20 protein-coding genes are annotated in these 21,683 nt (G+C 65.3%); 11 read left to right on the top strand and 9 right to left on the bottom strand.

Features of this window, described 5'->3' with window-relative positions; translation table 11 throughout:
* Positions 1-6 precede the first annotated feature (6 nt).
* Positions 7-1,098 carry a substrate-binding domain-containing protein gene (locus tag RN01_RS08850; RefSeq protein WP_017511626.1) on the bottom strand — a complete coding sequence of 364 codons (1,092 nt, stop codon included), beginning with the start codon at positions 1,096-1,098 and terminating at the stop codon, positions 7-9.
* A gap of 143 nt (positions 1,099-1,241) precedes the next feature.
* Here RN01_RS08850 and RN01_RS08845 point away from each other — a divergent pair, with 143 nt between their 5' ends.
* From RN01_RS08845 to RN01_RS08825, 5 genes are all read left to right on the top strand, one after another.
* Positions 1,242-1,751 carry a formate dehydrogenase subunit gamma gene (locus tag RN01_RS08845; RefSeq protein WP_017511625.1) on the top strand — a complete coding sequence of 170 codons (510 nt, stop codon included), beginning with the start codon at positions 1,242-1,244 and terminating at the stop codon, positions 1,749-1,751.
* On the top strand, positions 1,748-3,304 hold the full coding sequence (locus RN01_RS08840; RefSeq protein WP_017511624.1) for an NADH-quinone oxidoreductase subunit NuoF: 1,557 nt from the start codon (positions 1,748-1,750) through the stop codon (positions 3,302-3,304). The genes RN01_RS08845 and RN01_RS08840 overlap by 4 nt, the downstream gene beginning before the upstream one ends.
* Before the next feature lie 88 nt (positions 3,305-3,392).
* Positions 3,393-6,266, top strand: a complete 2,874-nt coding sequence (gene fdhF, locus RN01_RS08835) for a formate dehydrogenase subunit alpha (RefSeq protein ID WP_017511623.1) — start codon at positions 3,393-3,395, stop codon at positions 6,264-6,266.
* Positions 6,267-6,282: 16 nt separating this feature from the next.
* Positions 6,283-7,128: a formate dehydrogenase accessory sulfurtransferase FdhD gene (gene fdhD, locus RN01_RS08830; protein ID WP_017511622.1), complete on the top strand. Its 846-nt coding sequence runs from the start codon at positions 6,283-6,285 to the stop codon at positions 7,126-7,128.
* 8 nt (positions 7,129-7,136) lie between these two features.
* Complete coding sequence (locus RN01_RS08825) at positions 7,137-7,379, top strand: formate dehydrogenase subunit delta (protein ID WP_008640936.1); 243 nt, start codon at positions 7,137-7,139, stop codon at positions 7,377-7,379.
* Positions 7,380-7,388: 9 nt separating this feature from the next.
* On the opposite strand, the gene RN01_RS08820 is transcribed toward RN01_RS08825, so the two are convergent.
* The 3 genes from RN01_RS08820 to RN01_RS08810 all read right to left on the bottom strand — a co-directional run bounded on the left by RN01_RS08820 (position 7,389) and on the right by RN01_RS08810 (position 10,808).
* On the bottom strand, positions 7,389-8,084 hold the full coding sequence (locus tag RN01_RS08820; protein WP_017511621.1) for a transglycosylase domain-containing protein: 696 nt from the start codon (positions 8,082-8,084) through the stop codon (positions 7,389-7,391).
* Between the two features lie 89 nt (positions 8,085-8,173).
* Complete coding sequence (locus RN01_RS08815; protein WP_008640934.1) at positions 8,174-9,223, bottom strand: Ldh family oxidoreductase; 1,050 nt, start codon at positions 9,221-9,223, stop codon at positions 8,174-8,176.
* Between the two features lie 61 nt (positions 9,224-9,284).
* A complete protein-coding gene (locus RN01_RS08810; protein ID WP_024569028.1) occupies positions 9,285-10,808 on the bottom strand; it encodes a DASS family sodium-coupled anion symporter in 1,524 nt (507 codons plus the stop codon).
* A 314-nt stretch (positions 10,809-11,122) separates the two neighbouring features.
* Between RN01_RS08810 and RN01_RS08805 the strand changes: the two genes are divergently transcribed.
* Positions 11,123-11,908, top strand: a complete 786-nt coding sequence (locus RN01_RS08805) for a tyrosine-protein phosphatase (RefSeq protein WP_111733371.1) — start codon at positions 11,123-11,125, stop codon at positions 11,906-11,908.
* Here RN01_RS08805 and RN01_RS08800 read toward each other — a convergent pair.
* A complete protein-coding gene (locus RN01_RS08800; protein ID WP_017513566.1) occupies positions 11,905-13,122 on the bottom strand; it encodes an acetate/propionate family kinase in 1,218 nt (405 codons plus the stop codon). The genes RN01_RS08805 and RN01_RS08800 overlap by 4 nt on opposite strands.
* A gap of 23 nt (positions 13,123-13,145) precedes the next feature.
* Positions 13,146-14,096: a phosphate acetyltransferase gene (locus RN01_RS08795; RefSeq protein ID WP_017513567.1), complete on the bottom strand. Its 951-nt coding sequence runs from the start codon at positions 14,094-14,096 to the stop codon at positions 13,146-13,148.
* A gap of 306 nt (positions 14,097-14,402) precedes the next feature.
* On the opposite strand from RN01_RS08795, the gene RN01_RS08790 reads away from it, so the two are divergent.
* The 5 genes from RN01_RS08790 (at position 14,403) to RN01_RS08770 (ending at position 19,347) form a co-directional block, all read left to right on the top strand.
* A complete protein-coding gene (locus RN01_RS08790) occupies positions 14,403-16,667 on the top strand; it encodes a DUF3141 domain-containing protein (RefSeq protein ID WP_024569027.1) in 2,265 nt (754 codons plus the stop codon).
* A gap of 89 nt (positions 16,668-16,756) precedes the next feature.
* Positions 16,757-17,536 (top strand): enoyl-ACP reductase FabI, encoded by a 780-nt coding sequence (gene fabI / locus RN01_RS08785; protein WP_024569026.1) that lies wholly within the window; start codon positions 16,757-16,759, stop codon positions 17,534-17,536.
* 105 nt (positions 17,537-17,641) lie between these two features.
* Positions 17,642-17,884, top strand: coding sequence for an RNA-binding protein (locus RN01_RS08780; RefSeq protein WP_011515428.1), 243 nt, complete (start codon positions 17,642-17,644; stop codon positions 17,882-17,884).
* Positions 17,885-17,994: 110 nt separating this feature from the next.
* Positions 17,995-18,801, top strand: coding sequence for a TOBE domain-containing protein (locus tag RN01_RS08775; RefSeq protein ID WP_011515429.1), 807 nt, complete (start codon positions 17,995-17,997; stop codon positions 18,799-18,801).
* Positions 18,802-18,807: 6 nt separating this feature from the next.
* Positions 18,808-19,347, top strand: coding sequence for a class IV adenylate cyclase (locus RN01_RS08770; RefSeq protein WP_017511725.1), 540 nt, complete (start codon positions 18,808-18,810; stop codon positions 19,345-19,347).
* Here the strand turns inward: RN01_RS08770 and RN01_RS08765 are convergent.
* The 3 genes from RN01_RS08765 to modA are packed head-to-tail and all read right to left on the bottom strand — an operon-like array spanning position 19,317 to position 21,559.
* A complete protein-coding gene (locus RN01_RS08765) occupies positions 19,317-20,039 on the bottom strand; it encodes an ATP-binding cassette domain-containing protein (protein WP_017511724.1) in 723 nt (240 codons plus the stop codon). The two genes, RN01_RS08770 and RN01_RS08765, sit on opposite strands and share 31 nt — an antisense overlap.
* An 8-nt stretch (positions 20,040-20,047) precedes the next feature.
* Entirely contained in the window at positions 20,048-20,764 is a 717-nt protein-coding gene (gene modB, locus RN01_RS08760) for a molybdate ABC transporter permease subunit (protein ID WP_008640894.1), read from the bottom strand.
* Between the two features lie 18 nt (positions 20,765-20,782).
* Positions 20,783-21,559, bottom strand: a complete 777-nt coding sequence (modA, locus tag RN01_RS08755; protein ID WP_039016665.1) for a molybdate ABC transporter substrate-binding protein — start codon at positions 21,557-21,559, stop codon at positions 20,783-20,785.
* Between the last annotated feature and the right edge of the window lie 124 nt (positions 21,560-21,683).

The raw sequence follows: 21,683 nt of genomic DNA, 5'->3' as shown, positions 1-21,683 counted from the left end.
ACGCGCCTACGGCAGCATTCCCGGAAACGCTTCCTCGAATGACTGCACCAGTCCGGTCATCTCGCCATCGTAGCCGGGCAGCGCATTGACGCGCTCCCGGAAACTCCCGCTCTTCATCGCGTTCACCGCTCCCGTCAGCGCCGGGTTCTGCAGCGCCTTCGTCTCGATGGCGAAGAAGTAGCGCTCCTTGAGCACCGGCACGAACTCCAGCCCGAAGCGGCGCGCGGCCGTCTCCACGCCGAAGCCCACATCGGCCATGCCGCTGCCGATATATGCGGCCACAGCGGCGTGGGTGAACTCGCCGTTGTTGAAGCCTTCGATGCGGCTGCTGTCGATGCCGCGCCTTGCGAGCATCAGGTCCAGCAGCAACCGGGTGCCAGAGCCTATCTGGCGATTGACGAAGCGCACGTCGGGGCGCACCAGGTCTTCCAGCGTCAACACATTGAGCGGGTTGCCCGGCCGCACGAACAACCCCTGCGCGCGCGTGGCCAGGTGAATCAGGCAGTGGGTTTGCGGATGCAACAGGCGCGTGAATCGCCGCAGTGTCTCTTCCTCGAACTCGCCGATCGGCACGTGGAAGCCGGCGATGTCGCAGGCGCCTTCGGCCAGCGCGGCGGCGGCTTCCAGGCTGCCGCAGTACTTCAGGTCGTGCCGCACCTTCTGTTCATCGAGAAAATCGCGCAGCGCGGCCACCGCGAATCCGTGGCTGGCATGGATGCGCACGGCCGGGTCGGACTCGGCCATCAGCTTCTTGAGTTCGATCTCGAGTTCCGAGGCCAGGCTTTCCAGTGTGGGCGACAGCCGCGCGGCAATGCGCTTGCTGGCCCAGACGAGTTGCTGCGCCAGCGGCGTCAGCACCGATCCGCGCCCGCGTGTCTTGGCGATCAGCGCGCCGCCGAACAGGGTCTCCGCATCGCGCAGGATTCCCCAGGCGTAGCGATATGACAACGACACCGCTTCCGCCGACTGGGCGATATTGCCGGTGGCTTCGATATGGCCGAGCAACGCCACGAGTCGCGATACGTCGAGCGCTGGCGCCGGTGTCCGGGCCGTGTCGTCACGAATCTGCAGGTGGGGGTGGATCGAAATGCGGAGCATATGCGGAAAATAGCATATTGAACGGGGCAAACCACGGTCCTATAGTCGCACAAAGCGGCAAAAAAGCCAGCCTCGGTACCACCAAATATGTAGAAAAAAGCCGATATCGGTGGGTGCCGCAAAACGGTACGGAGACACAGTTCATGCCAGATACCATCCCCACCGGCGGTGACGCCGCGGGCGTTGCCGACGCCGTCGCACGCATCGTGGCCGCCCGGCGCGATATGCCAGGCGCGCTGCTGCCGATCCTGCACGACATCCAGGACAGCCAGGGTTTCATTCCGGCCGATGCGGTACCGGTCATCGCACGCGCGCTCAACCTGTCGCGCGCCGAGGTCCATGGCGTGATCACGTTCTATCACCACTTCCGCGAGCGGCCGGCTGGCCGTACCGTGGTGCAGGTCTGCCGCGCCGAGGCTTGCCAGTCCGTCGGCGCCGACGCGCTTGCGGCCCATGCGCGCAAGACCCTCGGGTGCGACTTCCACGAGACCACCGCGGATGGCCAGTTCACGCTCGAGCCGGTCTACTGCCTCGGCCAGTGCGCCTGCGGCCCGGCAATGACGATCGGCGATCGTTTGCATGGGCGCGTCGACGCGCAGCGATTCGACAAGCTGATCGACGCAGTCCGCGAGCGCGAGGAGGCCCAGGCATGAGCACGACGATCTTCGTACCCCGCGACTCCACCGCATTGGCGCTGGGCGCCGATGAAGTGGCGCAGGCCATCGCGCGCGAGGCGGAAAAGCGCGGCGTGGATGTGCGCATCGTGCGCAACGGCTCGCGCGGGATGTTCTGGCTGGAACCGCTCGTCGAGGTGCAGACCGATGCGGGCCGGGTGGCGTATGGCCCGGTCACCGAGGACGATGTGTCCGCGCTGTTCGACGCGGGATTCCTCCACGGCGGCAGCCATGCGCTGGGCCACGGCGCGACTGACGAGATTCCGTTCCTGAAGAAGCAGGAGCGGCTGACGTTCATGCGCGTCGGCATTACCGACCCCTTGTCGCTTGACGACTACATCGCGCACGAGGGCTTCGTCGGGCTGACCCGCGCGCTGTCGATGGCGCCCGCGGAGATCGTGCAGGAGGTCGTCGATTCGGGCCTGCGCGGCCGTGGCGGCGCGGCGTTCCCGACCGGCATCAAATGGAAGACCGTGCTCGGCGCCCGGTCCGACGTCAAGTACGTGGTCTGCAATGCCGACGAGGGCGACTCGGGCACATTCTCGGACCGCATGGTGATGGAGGACGATCCGTTCATGCTGATCGAGGGCATGGTGATCGCGGGTCTGGCCGTCGGGGCGGAGCAGGGCTACATCTACACGCGATCCGAGTATCCGCACGCGATTGCCGCGACGGAGGCAGCGATCGAGATCGCCATGCGTGCCGGCTGGCTTGGCAATGACATTCGCGGCAGCGGCCGCCGCTTCCGGCTGGAAGTGCGCAAGGGCGCCGGCGCCTACGTCTGCGGCGAGGAAACCGCGCTGCTCGAAAGCCTGGAAGGCAAGCGCGGCGTGGTGCGCGCCAAGCCTCCACTGCCGGCGCTGGAGGGGCTGTTCGGCAAGCCTACCGTTATCAACAATGTGATCTCCCTGGCTACCGTGCCGGTGATTCTCGCGCGCGGCGCGAAGTTCTATCAGGACTTCGGCATGGGCCGGTCGCGTGGCACGCTGCCGTTCCAGTTGGCCGGCAACATCCGTCAGGGTGGTCTGGTCGAGAAGGCGTTCGGCGTGACGCTGCGCGAGCTGATGCTCGACTATGGCGGCGGCACGCGCAGCGGACGTGCAATCCGCGCGGTGCAGGTGGGCGGGCCGCTCGGCGCCTACCTGCCCGAGTCACGCTTCGACACACCGATCGACTACGAGGCGTACGCGGCGTTCGGCGCGGTAGTGGGGCACGGCGGCATCGTGGTGTTCGACGAGACCGTGGACATGGCGAAGATGGCGCGCTACGCAATGGAGTTCTGCGCGATCGAGTCGTGCGGCAAGTGCACGCCATGCCGGATCGGGTCCACGCGCGGCGTCGAGGTGATGGACCGCATCATCGCCGGCGACCAGTCCGTGAAGCACGTGGCGCTGGTGCGCGATCTTTGCGACACGATGGTCAACGGATCGCTTTGCGCGATGGGCAGCATGACGCCGTACCCGGTGCTGTCTGCACTGAACGAGTTTCCGGAAGACTTCGGCCTGTCGGGCAAGGCTGCGAAGGCAGCCTGAACGCGGCCTGAGCACGGCAATCAAAAAAAGCACGACGCACTCCTCAGGAGCGCGCGACCTCACAGCAGTGAAAGACGGGAGACATCCCTTGAACGCTCGAGACGATTTCGACTACGGTACCCCGGCCAGCGACGCCGAAACGCAGGTTACGCTGGAAATCGATGGGGTATCCGTCACCGTGCCAGCTGGCACATCCGTGATGCGCGCCGCCGCCGAGGCTGGCGTGGGCGTGCCGAAGCTCTGCGCCACCGATTCGCTGAAGGCATTCGGATCGTGCCGCCTGTGCCTGGTGGAGATCGAAGGCCGGCGCGGCTACCCGGCTTCGTGCACCACGCCCGTTGAAACGGGTATGAAGGTGCGTACGCAAAGCGAAAAGCTCGGCGATCTGCGCCGTGGCGTGATGGAGCTCTATATCTCCGATCACCCGCTCGATTGCCTGACCTGCCCGACCAACGGCAACTGCGAGTTGCAGGACATGGCCGGCGTGGTGGGCCTGCGCGAAGTGCGATACAACGATGGCGCCGGCACTGCCCCGCCGATCGCCACGCACACGCATCTGGCCAAGGACGAATCGAATCCGTACTTCACGTATGACCCGTCCAAGTGCATCGTCTGCAATCGCTGCGTGCGTGCCTGCGAGGAGACGCAAGGCACGTTCGCGCTGACGATCAGCGGCCGGGGCTTTGATTCGCGTGTGGCGGCCGGCACCAGCCAGCCGTTCATGGAATCGGACTGCGTGTCGTGTGGCGCCTGCGTCCAGGCGTGTCCCACCGCCACGCTGACGGAAACGTCGGTGATCCAGCTAGGCCATGCGTCCCACAGCAAGATCACCACGTGCGCGTACTGCGGCGTGGGCTGCTCGTTCAAGGCCGAGATGAAGGGTAACGAGGTCGTGCGGATGGTGCCGTACAAGGACGGCGCCGCCAACGAGGGTCATGCCTGCGTGAAGGGTCGCTTCGCGTGGGGCTATGCCACGCACAAGGACCGCATCCTGAAGCCGATGATTCGCGCCAGGATCACCGACCCGTGGAAGGAAGTGTCGTGGGAGGAGGCGATCGGATACGCGGCGTCGCAGTTCCGGCGCATCCAGGCCGAGCACGGCAAGGATTCGATTGGCGGTATCGTTTCGTCGCGCTGCACCAACGAGGAAGGCTATCTGGTGCAGAAGCTCGTGCGAGCCGCGTTCGGCAACAACAACGTCGACACCTGCGCGCGTGTCTGCCATTCGCCCACCGGCTACGGCCTGAAGACGACCATCGGCGAATCGGCTGGCACGCAGACGTTCCGCTCGGTGGCCAAGGCCGACGTGATCATGGTCATCGGCGCCAATCCGACCGATGGGCACCCGGTGTTCGCCTCGCGCATGAAGCGTCGGCTGCGCGCCGGGGCCCGGCTGATTGTGGTGGACCCGCGCCGCATTGACCTGGTGGAATCGCCGCATATCCGCGCCGACTATCACCTGCAATTGCGTCCCGGTACCAATGTGGCGGTGGTGACGTCGATCGCGCACGTGATCGTCACGGAGGGGCTGCTGGCCGAGCAATTCATCGCCGAGCGTTGCGAGGACCGCGCGTTCCAGCAATGGCGAGATTTCGTCGCGCTGCCCGAGAACTCGCCCGAGGCACTCGAAGCGGAGACCGGTGTGCCGGCCGAACAACTGCGTGGCGCAGCCCGCCTCTACGCCACCGGCGGCAACGCCGCGATCTACTACGGTCTGGGCGTGACCGAGCATGCGCAGGGCTCGACCACGGTGATGGGCATCGCCAATCTGGCCATGGCCACCGGCAACATCGGTCGCGAAGGCGTGGGCGTCAATCCGCTGCGCGGCCAGAACAACGTGCAGGGGTCGTGCGATATCGGCTCGTTCCCGCATGAACTGCCGGGCTATCGTCATGTGTCGGACTCGACGGTGCGTGGCAGCTTCGAGGCCGCGTGGAATGTCGAGATCAACCCCGAGCCCGGTCTGCGTATTCCGAACATGTTCGAAGCGGCGATTACCGGATCGTTCCGGGGCCTGTACTGTCAGGGCGAGGACATTGTCCAGTCCGACCCGAATACGCAGCACGTGGCCGAAGCGCTGTCGTCGATGGAGTGCATCGTCGTGCAGGATATCTTCCTGAACGAAACCGCCAAGTACGCACACGTGTTCCTGCCGGGTTCGTCGTTCCTGGAGAAGGACGGTACGTTCACCAACGCGGAGCGCCGGATCTCGCGCGTGCGCAAGGTGATGCCGCCGAAGGCCGGATACTCGGACTGGGAGGCAACGATCCTGCTGTCGAACGCGCTCGGTTATCCGATGCACTACAACCATCCGTCCGAGATCATGAACGAGATTGCGCGCCTCACGCCCACGTTCGCGGGTGTCAGCTACAAGAAGCTCGACGAACTTGGCAGCATCCAGTGGCCGTGCAATGCCGAGGCCCCTGAGGGCACGCCAACCATGCACGTGGACACCTTCGTGCGCGGCAAGGGCAAGTTCATCATTACGAAGTACGTGCCGACCAGCGAAAAGGTCAACCGGAAGTACCCGCTGATTCTGACCACGGGGCGCATCCTGTCCCAATACAACGTTGGCGCGCAGACACGGCGCACGCACAACGTGCATTGGCACGACGAGGACCGGCTCGAGATCCATCCCCACGATGCCGAGGAACGCGGGATCAAGGACGGCGACTGGGTCGGGATTCAGAGCCGTGCCGGTGAAACGGTGCTGCGAGCGATCGTCAGCGAGCGGATGCAACCCGGCGTGGTCTACACGACGTTCCACTTCCCCGAGTCCGGCGCCAACGTGATCACGACCGACAACTCGGACTGGGCCACCAATTGCCCGGAGTACAAGGTGACGGCCGTGCAGGTGATGCCGGTGGCGCAGCCCTCCACGTGGCAGCGCAACTACCATGCCTTCAACGAGGAACAGCTGGCACATCTGCGCGCGGCCGGCGAACCCACACCGACGCGATGAACCAGGGAGCACGGCGATGAAGCGAGACATGCCTGACGAGAATGGCCTGGATGAAGCTGGAGTATTGCCAGTGCAGCACACGCGTGCGGTCACGCGCTGGCGGCAGGGCGCCGCCTCCGCCGAGATCGATCATCTGGCCGAGGAAATGCCGGTGGCGTTCGAGTACAACGGCATCTCCCACGCGGTGATGCTGGCCACGCCGGCGGACCTGGAGGATTTTGCGATCGGCTTCAGCCTGACCGAGGGCGTGGTCGACAGCGCGCGCGACATCTACGGCATCGAGGTGGAAGCCGCCGAGAATGGCGTGACGGTGAAGCTGGAGATCGCCAGCGCTGCGTTCGTCACGCTCAAGAGCCGGCGCAGGGCGCTGGCGGGACGTACCGGTTGCGGTCTCTGCGGCACGGAATCGCTCGATGAGGTCATGCGCGCGCCGCGGAAGGTGCATAGCACCGCGGTGTTCGATCCCGTGGTGTTCGATGATGCCTTCGCCGCGCTGCACAAGCGGCAGGCGCTGCTGCGCGATACCGGTGCCACGCACGCGGCAGCGTGGTTGCGCGCGGATGGCGACATATCGCTGGTGCGCGAGGACGTGGGCCGCCACAACGCGCTCGACAAACTGGCCGGCGCGCTGGCACGGGGCGGCGAGGACGTGAGTCGTGGCGCCGTGATCGTCACCAGCCGCGCCAGCTACGAGATGGTGCTCAAGACGGCCTCGATTGGCGCGGGTATCCTGGCGGCGGTGTCCGGATCAACGGGGCTGGCTGCGCGTCTGGCCGAATCGGCGGGCGTCACACTGGCCGGTTTCGTGCGCGGCGGCAGCTTGGTCGCCTACTCTCACCCCCAACGACTCAAGCTTGCGTAGGGTCCTTCATGCATATCGACAATCTGGTCAAGATGGCCAATCAGATCGGCACGTTCTTCGAAGCGATGCCAGATCGAGATGAAGCGCTGGGCGATATCGCCAGCCATCTGAAGCGGTTCTGGGAGCCACGCATGCGGCGCGCGCTGCTGGCCCATATCGACACGACGGGCGGGGAAGGGCTCGATCCGATCGTGCAGGCCGCCGTGGCGCGTCATCGCGACAAGGTGGCGGTGGCGCAGGCGGCCGCGTGACGCGCGAGTTTATTTCAGCCGCAGCGGTTCGAGCAGTGCGGCATCGTACTGGGCGCGCGTGATGCGGCCCAGTTCCAGCATCCGCAGCAGGATGTAGGCCTGGCGCTGGCGAGCGCGGCGCGGATTGACCACGGGGTTGTTGGCGGATGGCGCCTTGGGCAGCCCGGCCAGCATCGCGCATTCGGCCAGCGTGAGACGGTCGACCGGTTTGCCGAAATAGGTCTCGGCGGCCTCGCCGAAGCCATACGCGCCCTGGCCAAGGTAGATCTTGTTCAGGTAGATCTCCAGGATTTCATCCTTGCTCAGTGCGTTTTCGATCCGGTACGCCAGCAGGATTTCGTAGAGCTTGCGCGTGTAGGTCTTCTGGCGCGACAAATAGAAGTTACGCGCCACCTGCATCGTGATCGTCGACGCGCCTTGCGAGAGGTCGTCGGAGAGATTGGCGATGCCGGCGCGCATCGCGCCCACATAGTCCACGCCGTCATGCAGGTAGAAGCGGTCGTCTTCGATGGCGACCACGGCCTCGGGCAAGTTGTGCGGGAAATCCGCGATCTTCACGTAGCCGGGCGAATCGCGAAATGCCGTCAGCGCGTCGAGGGACGGCAATTGCCGATTCGCCATCACGATGACGAAGGCCAGCAGCAGGGCGCCACCGATGGTGGCGAGCAGAACGAATTTGACGAGGGCGGACCAGAGACGTTGCATGGCGCGTATTGTGCCATTGGCGGCTATCGCGTCTGGGAAATCTCTGATGCTCGCCTGTCTCCGGTCCGTGCGAAGCGTGCGTCAACGGCCTACGCCGCCGGCATATCCACCCCGAGATCCCCCGCCAACGCTGCCAGATGGCTCCAGATCTTCGGATTGATCTCCAGATGCGTTGCCGCAGCGGCGCGATGCATGGCCTCGTACTCGCCCGGATACTGCACCTGGTCGAAGCCCGGCGCAGGCGGCGTGTCGTGCAGGTAGCGCACGAAGGCCTCTACCTCGTCCCGTTCCCAGTTGATGCCGAGATCGAGCTCGGGATTCAGCAGCACTGCGAACAGGTTGTTCGTGGCCACGCCGCCGCGCGGGTTGTCCGGCTGGATCGTGCCGCCGCCGGACAACACCCCGGCCAGCAGTTCCGCCACCACGCCGAGGCCGTAGCCCTTGTGGGCGCCAAACGGCAGCAGCGATCCCGGTTGATCGTCGAACATGACCCCCGCATCGGTAGTCGGATTGCCTTCGGCGTCGATGATGCTGTTCTCCGGCGCGGGCTCGCCTTTCTCCGCCAGCACGCGTGCCTTGTTGATGGCGATGGCGCTGGTGGCGATATCGACGACCAGCGGCGGTCGCCCGTTCGGCATCGGCCCGGCAAAGCAAAGTGGATTGGTCGTGAGCCGTGGCACGCGGCCGCCGAAGGGCGCGACCACGGGCGGCCGGTTGATCACGTTGGTGAAGCTCAACAGCACGAAGCCCGCATGGGCCACCATCTCGCCATAGTGGCCCATGCGGCCAAGGTGGTGTGATTTGCGCAGTGTCACGATGCAGTGACCGTGCTGGCGCACACGTTCGATGGCACGCGTCATCACGGTCTTGCCGACGTGCTGGCCAAAGCCGCCGTTACCGTCGAACACCATCAGCATGTCGCGGTCGAGCACGCACGCGGCGCGGCCGGTGGGATTCACGTTGCCACTCTCGATGGCACGGCGGTAGTTCGGCAGGATCGACAGGCCGTGACTGACGTAGCCGCTGCGATCGGCTTCCACCAGGTGCTCGGCCACGTCATCGGCGATATCGGCGGGCACACCCTGCGCCGCCAGGATACTGCGCGCGAACTGCCGCGCGCTGTCTAGGGTAATTTTCATCGTTGTTGGGGGCGAAGGTTTGGGGGCGCTTGTGTCAGCGGCTAGGTTGCGTGTTTGCCGATCAGATCCAGCCGAGCCAGCGCCAGTACGTCGACGCGAACAGCAGCATCAGCAGATACCCGATGATTGTGGTCGGGATGCCGATACGCGCGAACTGTCGTCCGTTGAAGGTATCGGTGCCCAGGCAGACCATGTTCTGCGGTGCGTTGATGGGCAGGATGAAGCCGAAGCTGACCGTGAAGCCGAGCAGCATCGTCATGCCGACCTTGTTCATGTCGCCGGGTATCGTTTGCAATACCGAGATCAGGATCGGCAGCATCGCGGAGGTCAGCGCCGTGGCGCTGGCAAAGCCGAGGTGGATCAGGATCAGGAATGCCGCCAGCACGGCAAAGACCAGCAGCGTGCCGTGATTGGCCAGGCCGGAATGCGTGACGACGAACTTGCCGAGCCATTGGCCGGCCTGCGTGGTCAACAGCGCGGTGCCCAGACTGATACCGACGCCGAACACGATCAGCGTGCCCCAGGGCGTGCGTTGCTGCATCGTCTTCCAGTCCATCACGCCGATGCGCGGCAACATCAGGATCACCAGGCCGACGAACGTGATCGACGCCGTATCGAACTTGTGCAGCTTGCCCTCGGTGGCCCAGAACAGCAGCAGGCCGATGGCGACGGCGGCCAGGCGCTTCTGTGGGCCGGTCATCGGACCCAGCGCGGCAAGCTCGCGCTGCACGGCTTCCTTGCCGCCCGCAATCGCGTCGGTCTCAGGCGGAAGCAGCCAGCGCACGAGGAAGTACAGCACGATCGACATCACGATGGCCCAGGGGGCGCCGGCAATCAGCCATTGCAGCCAGGTCACGCGTTCGCCGAGCAGCTTGTCCATGAAGCCCGCGGTCAGCAGGTTCTGTGCGGCGGCGGTCTGGATACCGACGTTCCAGACGCTGGTGGCCTGGGCGACCATGATCATGATGCCGGCTGCGATGTTCGACTTCTTGTCGACGCCGAATGCGGCGATCACGCCCATCATGATCGGCACGGTACATGCGCTGCGCGCGGTGGCGCTCGGCACCACCAGGCTGAGCAGGATCGTGACGGCGATCGTGCCGATCAGGATGCGCCGGGTACTGGTGCCGATGGCCGACAAGGTGACCAGCGCGATGCGCCGGTCCAGTCCGGTCACGGTCATGGCCGCCGAGATGAACAGCGCGGCGGCGACAAGTGCCAGCGCGGTGTTCGAGAAGCCCGCCAGGGCCATGCCAAGCGCGCGCGATGTGCCGTATAGCGTGTTGGGGTCATTGACCATCGGCGAGAAGCCGATCAGGCCTGCCATCAGCGATGTGATCATGATGGCGCTGGTCTCGTAGGTCACCGCCTCGGTAATCCACACCACGACCGCGAATGCAAGGATTGCCAGCATGCGCTGACCGGCCACGGGCAGGTCGGCCGGCATCGGGATCAGGAGCACCGCGATCAGCACGACCACGGCGGCATACAGACCCCAGTGGATGTTGAGCTTGGGCGCGGCCGGGATGGCCGGCGCGGCGGTGGGGGTGCCGGGCGCGGCAGGAGGTACTTGTGTATCAGGCATCGTCGAATCCCCATGTTGGATCAGCCTGTCGGTCGCGTCGTATCGCAGGATCGCCGCGGCCGACATGGGCTCATTATGTGAAGCCAAGGCCGATGTGCCAAGGTGCCGATGACGGCGCAATTGCCGGATATCAACTCACTGCGAAGTCAGGAGTCGATACCGGCGACGGGGCATTGTGCGGATCGAGTGAGTGTGATTGCGCGTGGATAGGCGTATGCGTGGCACGGATGCATGAAGCCGTACGTGGCACCTGTCCTTCGATGCGGCGATCTGAAATAATTGAAGCCGATGTTGAACGTTTTTGGAAGGCGTGCATGACAGCACGCGTATGTGAAATGACCAACAATATGAACCACGACACACGCCCCTCCCTGGGGCTGGAGACGATCCCCAATGCGCGTGACCTTGGCGGACTGGCCGGCTTGTCCGGCCGTCGCGTCAGGTCGGGCAAGCTCTATCGCAGCGCGAATCCCGCGCTGGCCTCGGCCGCCGATCTCGATCGCCTGCATTCGCTCGATCTGGATATCGTCGTCGATTTCCGATCTCCCGGCGAGAAGTCTCCTGCCGAGGCCGCTTTCGGCGAGCGCTTTCACTGGCTCGCGGTGCCGGTGCTGGAGGGCAGCATGGCGATGGATGTGCTCGTGCCGCGCCTGCGTGCAAGCACGCCCACGCAGATGCACGACTTCATGCTCGATGTGTACCGCGATTTTCCGGTGCGCTACCGCGAGGCGTTCGGCGCGTTCCTGCGCCATGCCGAGGCCGGCCGCACGCTGTTCTATCACTGCACCGCGGGCAAGGACCGCACAGGCTTTGCGTCGTTGCTGTTGCTGTCGGCGCTTGGCGTGTCGCAGGACGAGATCGTCGCCAATTACCTCGAATCCAATCACTGGAATCGTCGCCTCAACGAAGATGTGCTGGCGCGCGTGGCCCCGATCGGGGTCGACGCGGACGTCATCATGCCGTTGCTCGAAGTGCGGCCCGAGTACCTGGAAACATCGATGGATGCGATTGCGCAGGCCTACGGCAGTGTGGAGCAATTTCTTGCCGATGACCTGCGCATCGATGTGGGGCAACTACGCGGGCACTACCTCGAAGATTAGCCGCCGTTTAGCAGGATCTTCGCGGTCGAGAGAGCGATCATGCCTTCCTCGTCCGTCTGCAGCGCCAGCACCGGCACGCGGCTTGTGTCGCTGCTGATGCGCTGGCAGTTGTCGCCATTGGCCGCGGCATCCAGCGAGATGCCGAAGAGATCGGTGAGGTGCGCGCAGACGCGTGCGCGCACGTCCGGCGAGTTGGCGCCGATACCAGCCGTGAAGACCAGTCCATCCAGGCCACCTAGCGTGACGGCGAGCTTGCCGATTTCCTGTGCGGCGCGATAGGCGTAGAAGTCCACGGCCAGTTTGGCGCGCGGCGTATCGCTGGCCAGCAGCGCGCGCATGTCGCTGCTGACGCCGGAGATACCCTTAAGGCCCGATTGCCCATAGAGCATCGCCTGGATTGCGTCGGGCGTCATCCCTTGCGCCGCCAGCCACAGCACCGCACCAGGGTCGATCGTGCCGCAGCGCGTGCCCATCGGCATGCCGTCCAGCGCCGTGAGGCCCATGGTCGATTCCACGCTCTTGCCGCCGCGCATCGCGCACAGGCTCGCGCCGTTACCGAAGTGGGCAACGATCACGCGGCCCTCGGCCAGGTCGGGCGCCACCTGCTTGAGCCGGCGCGCGATATACGCGTAGGACAGCCCATGAAAGCCGAAACGCCGGATGCCCTGCTCGTAGTACTCGTAGGGCAGCGCCATCAACTGGGCCATCGGATCGTGCCCGGCGTGGAACGCGGTGTCGAAGCACGCCACCTGCAACAGGTCGGGCGCGGCGGCCCGCACCGCGCGGATTGCCGTCAGGTTGTGCGGCTGGTGCAGCGGCGCCAGCGGTACCAACGCATCGAGCTTGGCGATCACGTTGTCGTCGATGCGCACGGCGTCGGCAAAGTCCATGCCGCCATGCACCACGCGATGGCCGATCGCTACCGGTGGCGTGTCGCGCAGGCCTTCCTGCAGCCTGGCCTGGATCAGGCGGAACGCCGCATCGTGATCGGGCACCTGCTCCACGGGAAAGCGCTCGTCGGCGACGACGGTTCCATCGGCCAGGCGCCCCTCGATATGCGGCGCCACGCCGATACCTTCGATCTGGCCGTGCGCAAGCTGCGCGGGCAGGACTTCGACGTCCTCGTGGGCAGCCTCCGGCACGGAGAAGATGGAAATCTTGACGCTCGACGAGCCAGCGTTGACGACGAGGATGACGGGGTGAGCAGTGGTCACGCGGCGAATCTCCTTAAGTGGCTTCAGACCTTGACGGCTGCCTCGGAGGCAACACGGCGCGCATGGGCGATGAGCACGGCGATCGCGCAACTACCAATGCGCGCGCGCACGCTGTCGGCGCGGCTGGTCAGGATGATCGGCACGCGCGCGCCAAGCACGATGCCAGCCGCTTCCGCACCGGCCAGGAACGTGAGCTGCTTGGCGAGCATGTTGCCGGCTTCGAGGTCCGGCACGAGCAGGATATCGGGGTCGCCGGCCACTTCGGAGTGGATGCCCTTGGTTTCGGCCGCGGCCTTGCTGATGGCGTTGTCGAACGCCAGCGGGCCATCGAGCAGGCCGCCTTCGATCTGCCCGCGCAGGCTCATCATGCACAGCGCGGCGGCGTCGATCGTCGACGGGATCTTGTCCGTCACCGTTTCCACGGCCGAGAGAATCGCCACCTTGGGGCGCTCGACGCCGAGAATGCGCACGAGGTCGATCGCGTTGCGCACGATGTCGGCCTTCTCGTTCAGCGTGGGGAAGATGTTGACCGCGGCGTCCGTGATGAACAGCGGCTTGTGATAGGTCGGCACGTCCATCGCGAAGACATGCGAAAGGCGCCGTTCCGTGCGCAAACCGCTGGTGCTGCGCGTCACGGCGTGCAGCAACTCATCGGTATGAAGGCTGCCCTTCATTAGCAGTTCGGCGCGGCCCGAGCGCACGGCTTCCACGGCGGCTTCGGCCGAAGCATGGCTGTGAGCTGTATCGATGATCGGGGTATCGCCGAGGGTCAGGCCGTGCTCTTCCGCCACTTGCCGGATGCGCCACTCGGGACCAACCAACAGTGGAGTAATCAGGCCAAGCCTTGCCGCTTCCAGTGCGCCATCGAGCGATGACTGGTCGCACGGATGCGCTACGGCAGTGGGGATGGGGGGCAGCCCCTCGCAACGCGCGAGCAGCTGGGCGTACTTGTCGGTGGACGGTGTGATCGGCATAGGCAGCGTTCCCTGGAACCAAACGGTTTTGGAGGGCAGGCATCCTGGGGGCCACGGATGCTGCAGTGCGCAAACGTCTTGCGGCAAAGTATATGCCAATGTTCCAACTGCTACGATGACACGCATATGTCATGGGTGGCCGATATGTTCGGAGTGGCGCTTCGGCCAATTGCCATGTCGCCGCGACACTGGTAGATTTTCGGTGTTGCATCGCAGCAAGCGCACCGGCGCTGATCTATCGGCCATCCGGACGACACCTCTTGCCGCGACACCCTGACTCCGCCTATCCAGACTGGGAGAAACGGAATGACCGCACGTCAACCGACCGCTGTCACATCGACAGCGGAGGCACCCTCACCGGCCGCGACCGCGCTCGCCGGGTTTCTTCCACCAGTTCCGCCTACCGCCATTGCGCATGCCGCATGGGAGTACGGCCTCGATGCCTGGCAACGCTCGATCCTGTTCCTCGACATCCTTCGGCAGCGCGGCAATGAAACCGCGGAGCACGAGCGCGGCGGCATGCCGCCAGTGCTGGTATTCGACTACGAGGTACTGATCGACGGCCGCGATTTGCCAACACCGGTCAACTACGCGCTGGTTCGCATCGTGCCACCTGAAGGGCAACCGACGGACCCGGCCAAGCGGCCGTTCGTGGTGATGGACCCCCGCGCGGGGCACGGTCCCGGCATCGGCGGGTTCAAGTCCGACAGCGAGATTGGCAACGCCCTGCGCGGTGGGCATCCGTGTTACTTCATCACGTTCTTCCGCGATCCTTGCCCGGGGCAGACGATCGAGGACGTCGCGCGTACCGAAGGCCTGTTCCTGCAGGCGGTCGCCGAGCGCCACCCCGATGCGCCCGGCAAACCATTCGTCGTCGGCAACTGTCAGGCGGGCTGGGCGCTGTTGATGCTGGCGGCTGCCGCGCCGGAAGTCACCGGCCCGATCCTGCTGGCTGGCGCGCCTGTGGCGTATTGGTCCGGAGTGCGTGGCAAGAATCCGATGCGGTACTCGGGTGGCCTGCTTGGCGGCACCTGGCTGGCATCGCTGGCTGCGGATCTGGGCAATGGCCGCTTCGACGGCGCCTGGCTCGTTCAGAACTTCGAGAAGCTGGATCCCGCGAACACGTTCTGGTCGAAGCTCTACAACGTTTATGCCAAGGCCGATACCGAGGGTCCGCGTTTCCTGGAGTTCGAGCGCTGGTGGGGCGGCCACTTCCTGATGAACCGGGGAGAGATCGACTGGATCGTGCAGAACCTGTTCGTCGGCAACCACCTCACAGCGGGTGAGGTGCGCAGCAACGATGGCAAGACGGTGATCGACCTGCGGAACGTGCGCTCGCCGGTGATCGTGTTCGCCTCCTGGGGCGACAACATCACGCCGCCGCAGCAGGCGCTGAACTGGATTCCCGATCTCTACGCGAACGTTGACGAGATCGTCGCCAACGACCAGACCATCGTCTATTGCCTGCATCCTTCGATCGGCCACCTCGGCATCTTCGTGTCGGGCAGCGTGGCCAACAAGGAGCACTCGGAACTCTTCTGCGCGCTGGATCTGATCGACGTGCTGCCGCCGGGCCTGTACGAAGCGAAGATCGATGACATCGCGCCGGGCACGTCGCACAAGGATCTGATCGAAGGCCGCTACATGGTGCGCTTCGAACGGCGCACGATCGACGACATCCTGGCGCTCGACGATGGCCGGGACGACGAACTGCCGTTCCAGGTGGTGCGCCGCGTGGCCGAGATCAACCAGCATCTCTACGATACGTTTGCCTCGCCGTTCCTGCGCGCGATGTCGAACGAGTCGATGGCGGAGGTGATTCGTGCCGTGCATCCGACGCGGCTTGAACGCTCGCTGGAAGGTGACACCAATCCGTGGATGCAATGGGTGAGCGCGATGGCGCCAGCCGTGCGCGAAGCGCGCCAGCCCGTGTCACCCGACAACCCGTTCCTGGCCATGCAAACCGCGATTTCCGACCAGATCGTGCGTTCGCTCGACCTGTACCGCGATATGCGCGATGCCTGGCAGGAACAGGCGTTCTGGTCGATCTACGCCACGCCGTGGCTGCCGGCCCTGTTCGGCATGAAGGTGGATACCGAGCGCGCCGAGTCGCCCGCCGTTACCGCGCTGCGCACGGAGGTGGCGGAACTCCGCCGTCGCGAGGCGCTGTCCCGGATCGGCGAGGGCACGCTGGTCGATGGGTTCTTGCGCATCCTGGCCTACGTGACAGGGGGCAAGTCCGCCATCGAGGAACGTCCATTCAACCTGCTACGCAAGCTGGCGGTGGAAAACCCGCCCGACGAGCGTTTCACGCTGGCCGAGTTCAAGGACGCGGTACGGCGTCAGAGCTATGTTGTCAGTCTTGACCCCGAGGCCGCGCTGCGCACGCTGCCGCAACTCGTGCCCGACATGAAGGAACGCCGCCGGGTGATGGTGCTGGCGCATCGCGTGCTAACCGTCGGTGGCCCGCTCGAGGGCGAGTGGATGGAGCGTTATCGCAAGGTCGCCGACGTGATGGGTACCGATCACGGCAAGGCCACGCGCGAGGCGGACGCCGACGCCAAGACCTGATCCCGATTACCGTTTCGCCCCGCCTCTGCGTGCCGGAGGCGGGGCGGTCGTCGCGTATCGCTCATCACGTAGCTTCGCCGGAGAATCCGATGGTGCAAGTACCGAATCCACCCCTTGCAGGGTCGCGCGTGCTCGTCGTGGGCGTGGCGAACGAGGACTCGATTGCATGGGGCTGCGCCCGGGCGTTCCGGGAAATGGGCGCCGAGATCGCGCTGACCTATCTCAACGACAAGGCGCTGCCGTACGTGGAGCCACTGGCGCGCCAGGTGGAGGCGCCGATCCTGATGCCGCTCGATGTCGAGGACGATGCACAGATGGACGCGCTGTTCGCGCGCATCGCGGCAGAATGGGGGCAACTGGATTCCGTGATTCATTCCGTGGCTTTCGCGCCGAAGGCCGACCTGCAGGGTGGACTGCTCAATTCATCGGCCGCCGGGTTCGCGCGGGCGATGGATGTTTCCTGCCACTCCTTCATTCGCATGGCGCGCCGCGCGGTGCCGTTGATGCCGCACGGCGGCACGATGTTCGCGATGAGCTATGACGGCGCCAACCGCGTGGTGCCGAACTATGACCTGATGGGGCCGGTAAAGGCCGCGCTGGAAGCCAGTTGCCGCTATCTGGCCTATGAGCTCGGGCCACGCAACATTCGCGTGCACGCGATCTCGCCCGGGCCGCTGAAGACGCGCGCGGCGTCGGGGCTCAAGGACTTCGACGCTCTGCTGGCCGAGGCGGCGGGGCGCGCGCCGTTGGGCGAACTGGTCGACATCATGGATGTGGGCTTCGCCACCGCCTACCTGGCTACGCCGTACGCGCGACGGCTGTCGGGCAACACCGTGTACGTCGATGGCGGTGTGCACGTGATGGCCTGACAGGATGGGGCGATGCTGTGTGCGATCAGCGCATAAGGCACACGACGTGACGCGGAGCGCGGCCTACAATACACCCAATGCCAACGCACCGAGAGAGAGGCCGCCATGCAGGTACTAATCCGCGGGCTGCATCGAGATGTGACGGCGGATATGCTGCGCGAGAAGCTCAAGATCTACGCCCGCGTCATCTCGATCGAAATCATGCGCGAGGGCGACGCCGATCATCCATGGGCATGGGTGGATCTGGACGTCGACGCCTTCACGGCCTGGCGGTTGCTGCGCCAGCTCGACAAACAGTATTTCGCCGGCAGCATCATGCGCTGGTACATTCCGGCGCACCAGAACTAGTGGATGCCGCGTGAATGCCGCGCCGATACCGCACTGACACCAGTGCCGTATCGGCGCGGTGTCGGCTGGCGGTACCATACGCTATCTTTCACTTCCCACACCGTTAGCACATGCTCGAACTCCAGGGAGCGATCTGGTTTCGCGCCGGCACGCATGATTGGGGCGGCAAGGACCGCATCGCGCTGCTGGCTGCCATTGGCGAACATGGTTCGATCACGGCCGCGGCGCGCGCCGTCGGCATCAGCTACAAGGCTGCCTGGGACGCCATCGACGCCATGAACAACAGCGCCGGCGAGCCGCTTGTTTCGCGCGCGGCTGGCGGCAAGGGCGGGGGCGGTACCCGACTGACCGAACGCGCCGAGCGCCTGATCCGTACCTACCATGCGATGGAGGCCGAGCACGCCCGCTTCGTCGCCTACCTTGACAAGGTCGGGAGCGCATTGAGCGATGCGGATGCCGACGACCTTCACCTGATGAGGCGATTCATGGTCCAGACCAGTGCGCGCAACAAGCTGTTCGGCCGCGTGGAAGCGGTTCGCGGCGGGGCCGTCAACGATGAAGTCACGCTGGCGCTGCCGGGTGGCCAGCGCGTCGTTTCCACCATCACGCATGAGAGCGTGGAGACCCTGGGTCTGGCGGCCGGCGCCGAGGCGTTCGCGCTCGTCAAGGCATCGTCGGTGATGATTGGCCTGCCCGACCCCAACGTGCGGCTGTCGGCGCGTAACCAGTTGCCGGGCGTGGTCTCGCGCGTGCAGCCGGGCGCGGTCAATGCCGAGGTAGTGCTCGATCTCGACGGCGGCGGCACGGTCGCGGCCATCATCACCAATGCGGCAGTGACCGAACTCGATCTGAAGGTGGGCACGCGCGCGGTGGCCATTTTCAAGGCTTCGAGCGTGATCCTCGGGACGGTGGGCTAAATCAGCATGGCACGCAATATCGAAATCAAGGCACGCATCGCCAGCGTCGAGGCGTTGATGCCGCGCGCCGCCGCCGTCGCGGATCATGGCCCGGAACTGATCGAGCAGGATGACACATTCTTCCCGTGCCCGAACGGCAGGCTCAAGCTGCGCGCGTTCAGTGCCGATCAAGGGCAACTGATCTTCTATTCGCGGCCGGACCAGACGGGGCCGAAGGAGAGTTTCTACATCCTGTCCCCGACGGCGTCGCCCGACACGTTGCGAGCCGCATTGGTCTCGGCCCACGGCGAGCGTGGACGCGTGCGCAAGGTGCGGACACTGTTCCTCGTCGGTCGCACGCGCGTGCATCTCGATCGCGTGGAAGGGTTGGGCGACTTTCTGGAACTGGAAGTGGTGCTGCGCGAAGGCGAGCCAGCGGAAGCCGGCGTCGCCGAGGCGCATGGACTGATGGCGCGTCTGGGCGTGAGCCATGACGCCCTGATCGAAGGCGCCTACGTCGATCTGCTGACTGCGGATCAGGCCACGTGCGCGGGCAGGGGCGCGTAGACCGGCGGATGCCGCTTGCCGGTGCCGCTGCCGAAGATGCGGCCCTCGCGAATCTCGAGCACGTGGTCGCCGAGGATCTCGACGTCTTGCGGATCGTGCGAGATCACCACCATTGGCACTTCGAGGTTCGCCTGCAGCGACAGCAGTTCTTCGCGCATACGCGTCCGTAGCGCCGGGTCCAGCGCCGAGAACGGTTCGTCGAGCAGAACGATATCCGGCTTGGGCGCCAGCGCGCGGGCCAGCGCCACGCGCTGCTTCTGACCGCCCGAGATCTCGGACGGATACTGATTCACGATCTCGCGCAGGCCGAAGGCATCGACCCAGTGCGCGGCCTCTGGCGGCAACTCGCGCCGCCGGGGATTGCGCCAGCCGTGGTTCAGACCGAACGCGATGTTCTGCGCCACGGTCAGATGCGGAAATAGCGCGTAGTCCTGGAACAGGTACGCCACGCGGCGCTCCTGGGGCGGCAGGTCGATGCCGGATTCGCTGTCGAACAGCGTGCGCCCGTTGAGTACGATGCGCCCGCTTTCCGGCGCCAGCAACCCGGCGATGGCGCGCAGTGTCAGGGTCTTGCCAGAGCCGGAGGGTCCGAACATCGCAATGCGGTGACTGTCCGACTCAAATCCGATGTCGAGCGCGAACTGGCGATCTCGCGACACCAGGCGCTTGCGGATGGTGATCTGCATACTCATGGCGGGCCTCACTTGCCCACGGCTTCGCGCCGGAAGGCGCGTCGCTCGTAGACCTCGCCAACGCCACGCGCGGCGGGCGGCACAAGCCGGCCGGCCACCACCAGCAGCACGATGCATGTGACCGACGTCACCAGCACCAGCAGGTTGGCAGTGTTGTCGTCGCCAGCCTGCACAGCTTCATAGATGGCCACCGAGAGCGTCTGGGTGCGGCCCGGCAGGTTGCCGGCCACCATCAACGTGGCGCCGAATTCGCCCAGCGCCCGCGCAAACGCCAGTACCACGCCAGCGGAGATGCCGCGGAGCGCCATCGGCAGCGTGACGCGAAAGAAGATGCCGGTCTCCGATACGCCCAACACGCGGGCGGCATTCTCAAGCTGGTGATCGACGCCTTCGAACGCGGCGCGCGCGGACTTCAGCACGAGCGGGAATGCCACCACGGTCGACGCCAGCACTGCGCCCTGCCATGTGAATACAAGCTCGATCCCGATCCGGTCCAGCCATGCGCCAAACACGCCGCGGCGGCCCACCAGCACAAGCAGGTAGTAGCCGAGCACGGTGGGTGGGAGAACCAGCGGCAGTGTCAGGATGGCATCCACCACATCACGCGCGGACGAGCGCCAGCGCGATATCGCATAGGCGGCCGCCACGCCAAGAATGGCGTTCAGCAGCGTAGCCCAGCCCGCTACCTTGAGCGACAGCAGCAGCGGTACCCAGACGGCATCCATGACAGCAATCAGACCTTGTTACGGTTTCTGGAATCCAAACTTGGCCAGCACGGCCTGGCCCTCGGCCGACAGCACGTACTGGACGAAGCTGGTGGCCTGCTGGGCCTGCTTCGTCTGTGTGGTGACGGCGATGGGGTAGGTGACCGGCGTGCGATTCGGCACGCGCACCGCCACCTTGACCTTCTCCGGCATGATCGCGGCATCGGTGGCGAACACGAAGCCGGCGTCGACTTCGCCGCGTGCCACGTAGTCCAGGCTCTGGCGAACGTTCTGGGCCGGCACGCCCTTGGCGGCCACGGCATCCCAAAGGCCCTCGGCCTCGAGCGCGCCCTTGGTATAGCGGCCGACCGGCACTGACGACGGATTGCCGTACGCCACGCGCTTGACGTCGGCGCGGGTCAGGTCCTTGAGCGAGCCGATGCCGAGCTTGCTGTCCTGCGGCACGATCAGCACTACCTGGTTGGCGGCAAAGTCCTTGCGGCTGGCCGATTGCACGACCTTCTCGGCCTCGGCCTTGTCCATGGTGGTCTGGTCGGCGGACGCGAACACATCGGCCGGCGCGCCCTTGACGATCTGCTGCATCAGCACGTCCGAAGCGCCGAAATTCAGCACCACCTTGGTATCCGGGTGGGCGTGCTCGTACTGCTCGGCCAGCGTCTTGAACGCGTTGGTCAGGCTGGCGGCGGCGGAGACCACGAGATCGGCGGCAAAGGCCGACGGTGCGGCGACGGTCAGGGCCAGGGCGGCGCCGACGCAGGCGGTGCGGCGCAGGAAGGGCAGGGTGCGGAAGGTCATGGCGTGAAGGGGTGCGGTGTGCGCGATCGTTACCTTGCGCAATATAAGCGGGTATATAGCGCACCGTCAATTGCCCGGATGGATAAGGGTCTTCAGCCATTTGGAATAGTCCGGCACGCGATTT

The organism is Cupriavidus sp. SHE (assembly GCF_000812445.1).
Taxonomy (GTDB): Bacteria; Pseudomonadota; Gammaproteobacteria; order Burkholderiales; family Burkholderiaceae; genus Cupriavidus; species Cupriavidus metallidurans.
Note: the sequence above shows the minus strand (reverse complement) of the source record. Positions and strands in the feature narration are given on the sequence as shown.

Excerpts from the sequence above, each read along its gene's own strand:
- RN01_RS08770 (WP_017511725.1), top strand. The coding sequence starts at position 18,808 with ATGGCACGCAATATCGAAATCAAGGCACGCATCGCCAGCGTCGAGGCG.
- fabI (WP_024569026.1), top strand. The coding sequence starts at position 16,757 with ATGGTGCAAGTACCGAATCCACCCCTTGCAGGGTCGCGCGTGCTCGTC.
- RN01_RS08825 (WP_008640936.1), top strand. The coding sequence starts at position 7,137 with ATGCATATCGACAATCTGGTCAAGATGGCCAATCAGATCGGCACGTTC.
- RN01_RS08795 (WP_017513567.1), bottom strand. The coding sequence starts at position 14,096 with ATGCCGATCACACCGTCCACCGACAAGTACGCCCAGCTGCTCGCGCGT.
- RN01_RS08815 (WP_008640934.1), bottom strand. The coding sequence starts at position 9,223 with ATGAAAATTACCCTAGACAGCGCGCGGCAGTTCGCGCGCAGTATCCTG.
- RN01_RS08780 (WP_011515428.1), top strand. The coding sequence starts at position 17,642 with ATGCAGGTACTAATCCGCGGGCTGCATCGAGATGTGACGGCGGATATG.
- RN01_RS08805 (WP_111733371.1), top strand. The coding sequence starts at position 11,123 with ATGACAGCACGCGTATGTGAAATGACCAACAATATGAACCACGACACA.
- fdhD (WP_017511622.1), top strand. The coding sequence starts at position 6,283 with ATGAAGCGAGACATGCCTGACGAGAATGGCCTGGATGAAGCTGGAGTA.
- RN01_RS08810 (WP_024569028.1), bottom strand. The coding sequence starts at position 10,808 with ATGCCTGATACACAAGTACCTCCTGCCGCGCCCGGCACCCCCACCGCC.
- RN01_RS08790 (WP_024569027.1), top strand. The coding sequence starts at position 14,403 with ATGACCGCACGTCAACCGACCGCTGTCACATCGACAGCGGAGGCACCC.
- modB (WP_008640894.1), bottom strand. The coding sequence starts at position 20,764 with ATGGATGCCGTCTGGGTACCGCTGCTGCTGTCGCTCAAGGTAGCGGGC.
- RN01_RS08765 (WP_017511724.1), bottom strand. The coding sequence starts at position 20,039 with ATGAGTATGCAGATCACCATCCGCAAGCGCCTGGTGTCGCGAGATCGC.
- modA (WP_039016665.1), bottom strand. The coding sequence starts at position 21,559 with ATGACCTTCCGCACCCTGCCCTTCCTGCGCCGCACCGCCTGCGTCGGC.
- RN01_RS08840 (WP_017511624.1), top strand. The coding sequence starts at position 1,748 with ATGAGCACGACGATCTTCGTACCCCGCGACTCCACCGCATTGGCGCTG.
- RN01_RS08820 (WP_017511621.1), bottom strand. The coding sequence starts at position 8,084 with ATGCAACGTCTCTGGTCCGCCCTCGTCAAATTCGTTCTGCTCGCCACC.
- RN01_RS08775 (WP_011515429.1), top strand. The coding sequence starts at position 17,995 with ATGCTCGAACTCCAGGGAGCGATCTGGTTTCGCGCCGGCACGCATGAT.
- RN01_RS08845 (WP_017511625.1), top strand. The coding sequence starts at position 1,242 with ATGCCAGATACCATCCCCACCGGCGGTGACGCCGCGGGCGTTGCCGAC.
- RN01_RS08850 (WP_017511626.1), bottom strand. The coding sequence starts at position 1,098 with ATGCTCCGCATTTCGATCCACCCCCACCTGCAGATTCGTGACGACACG.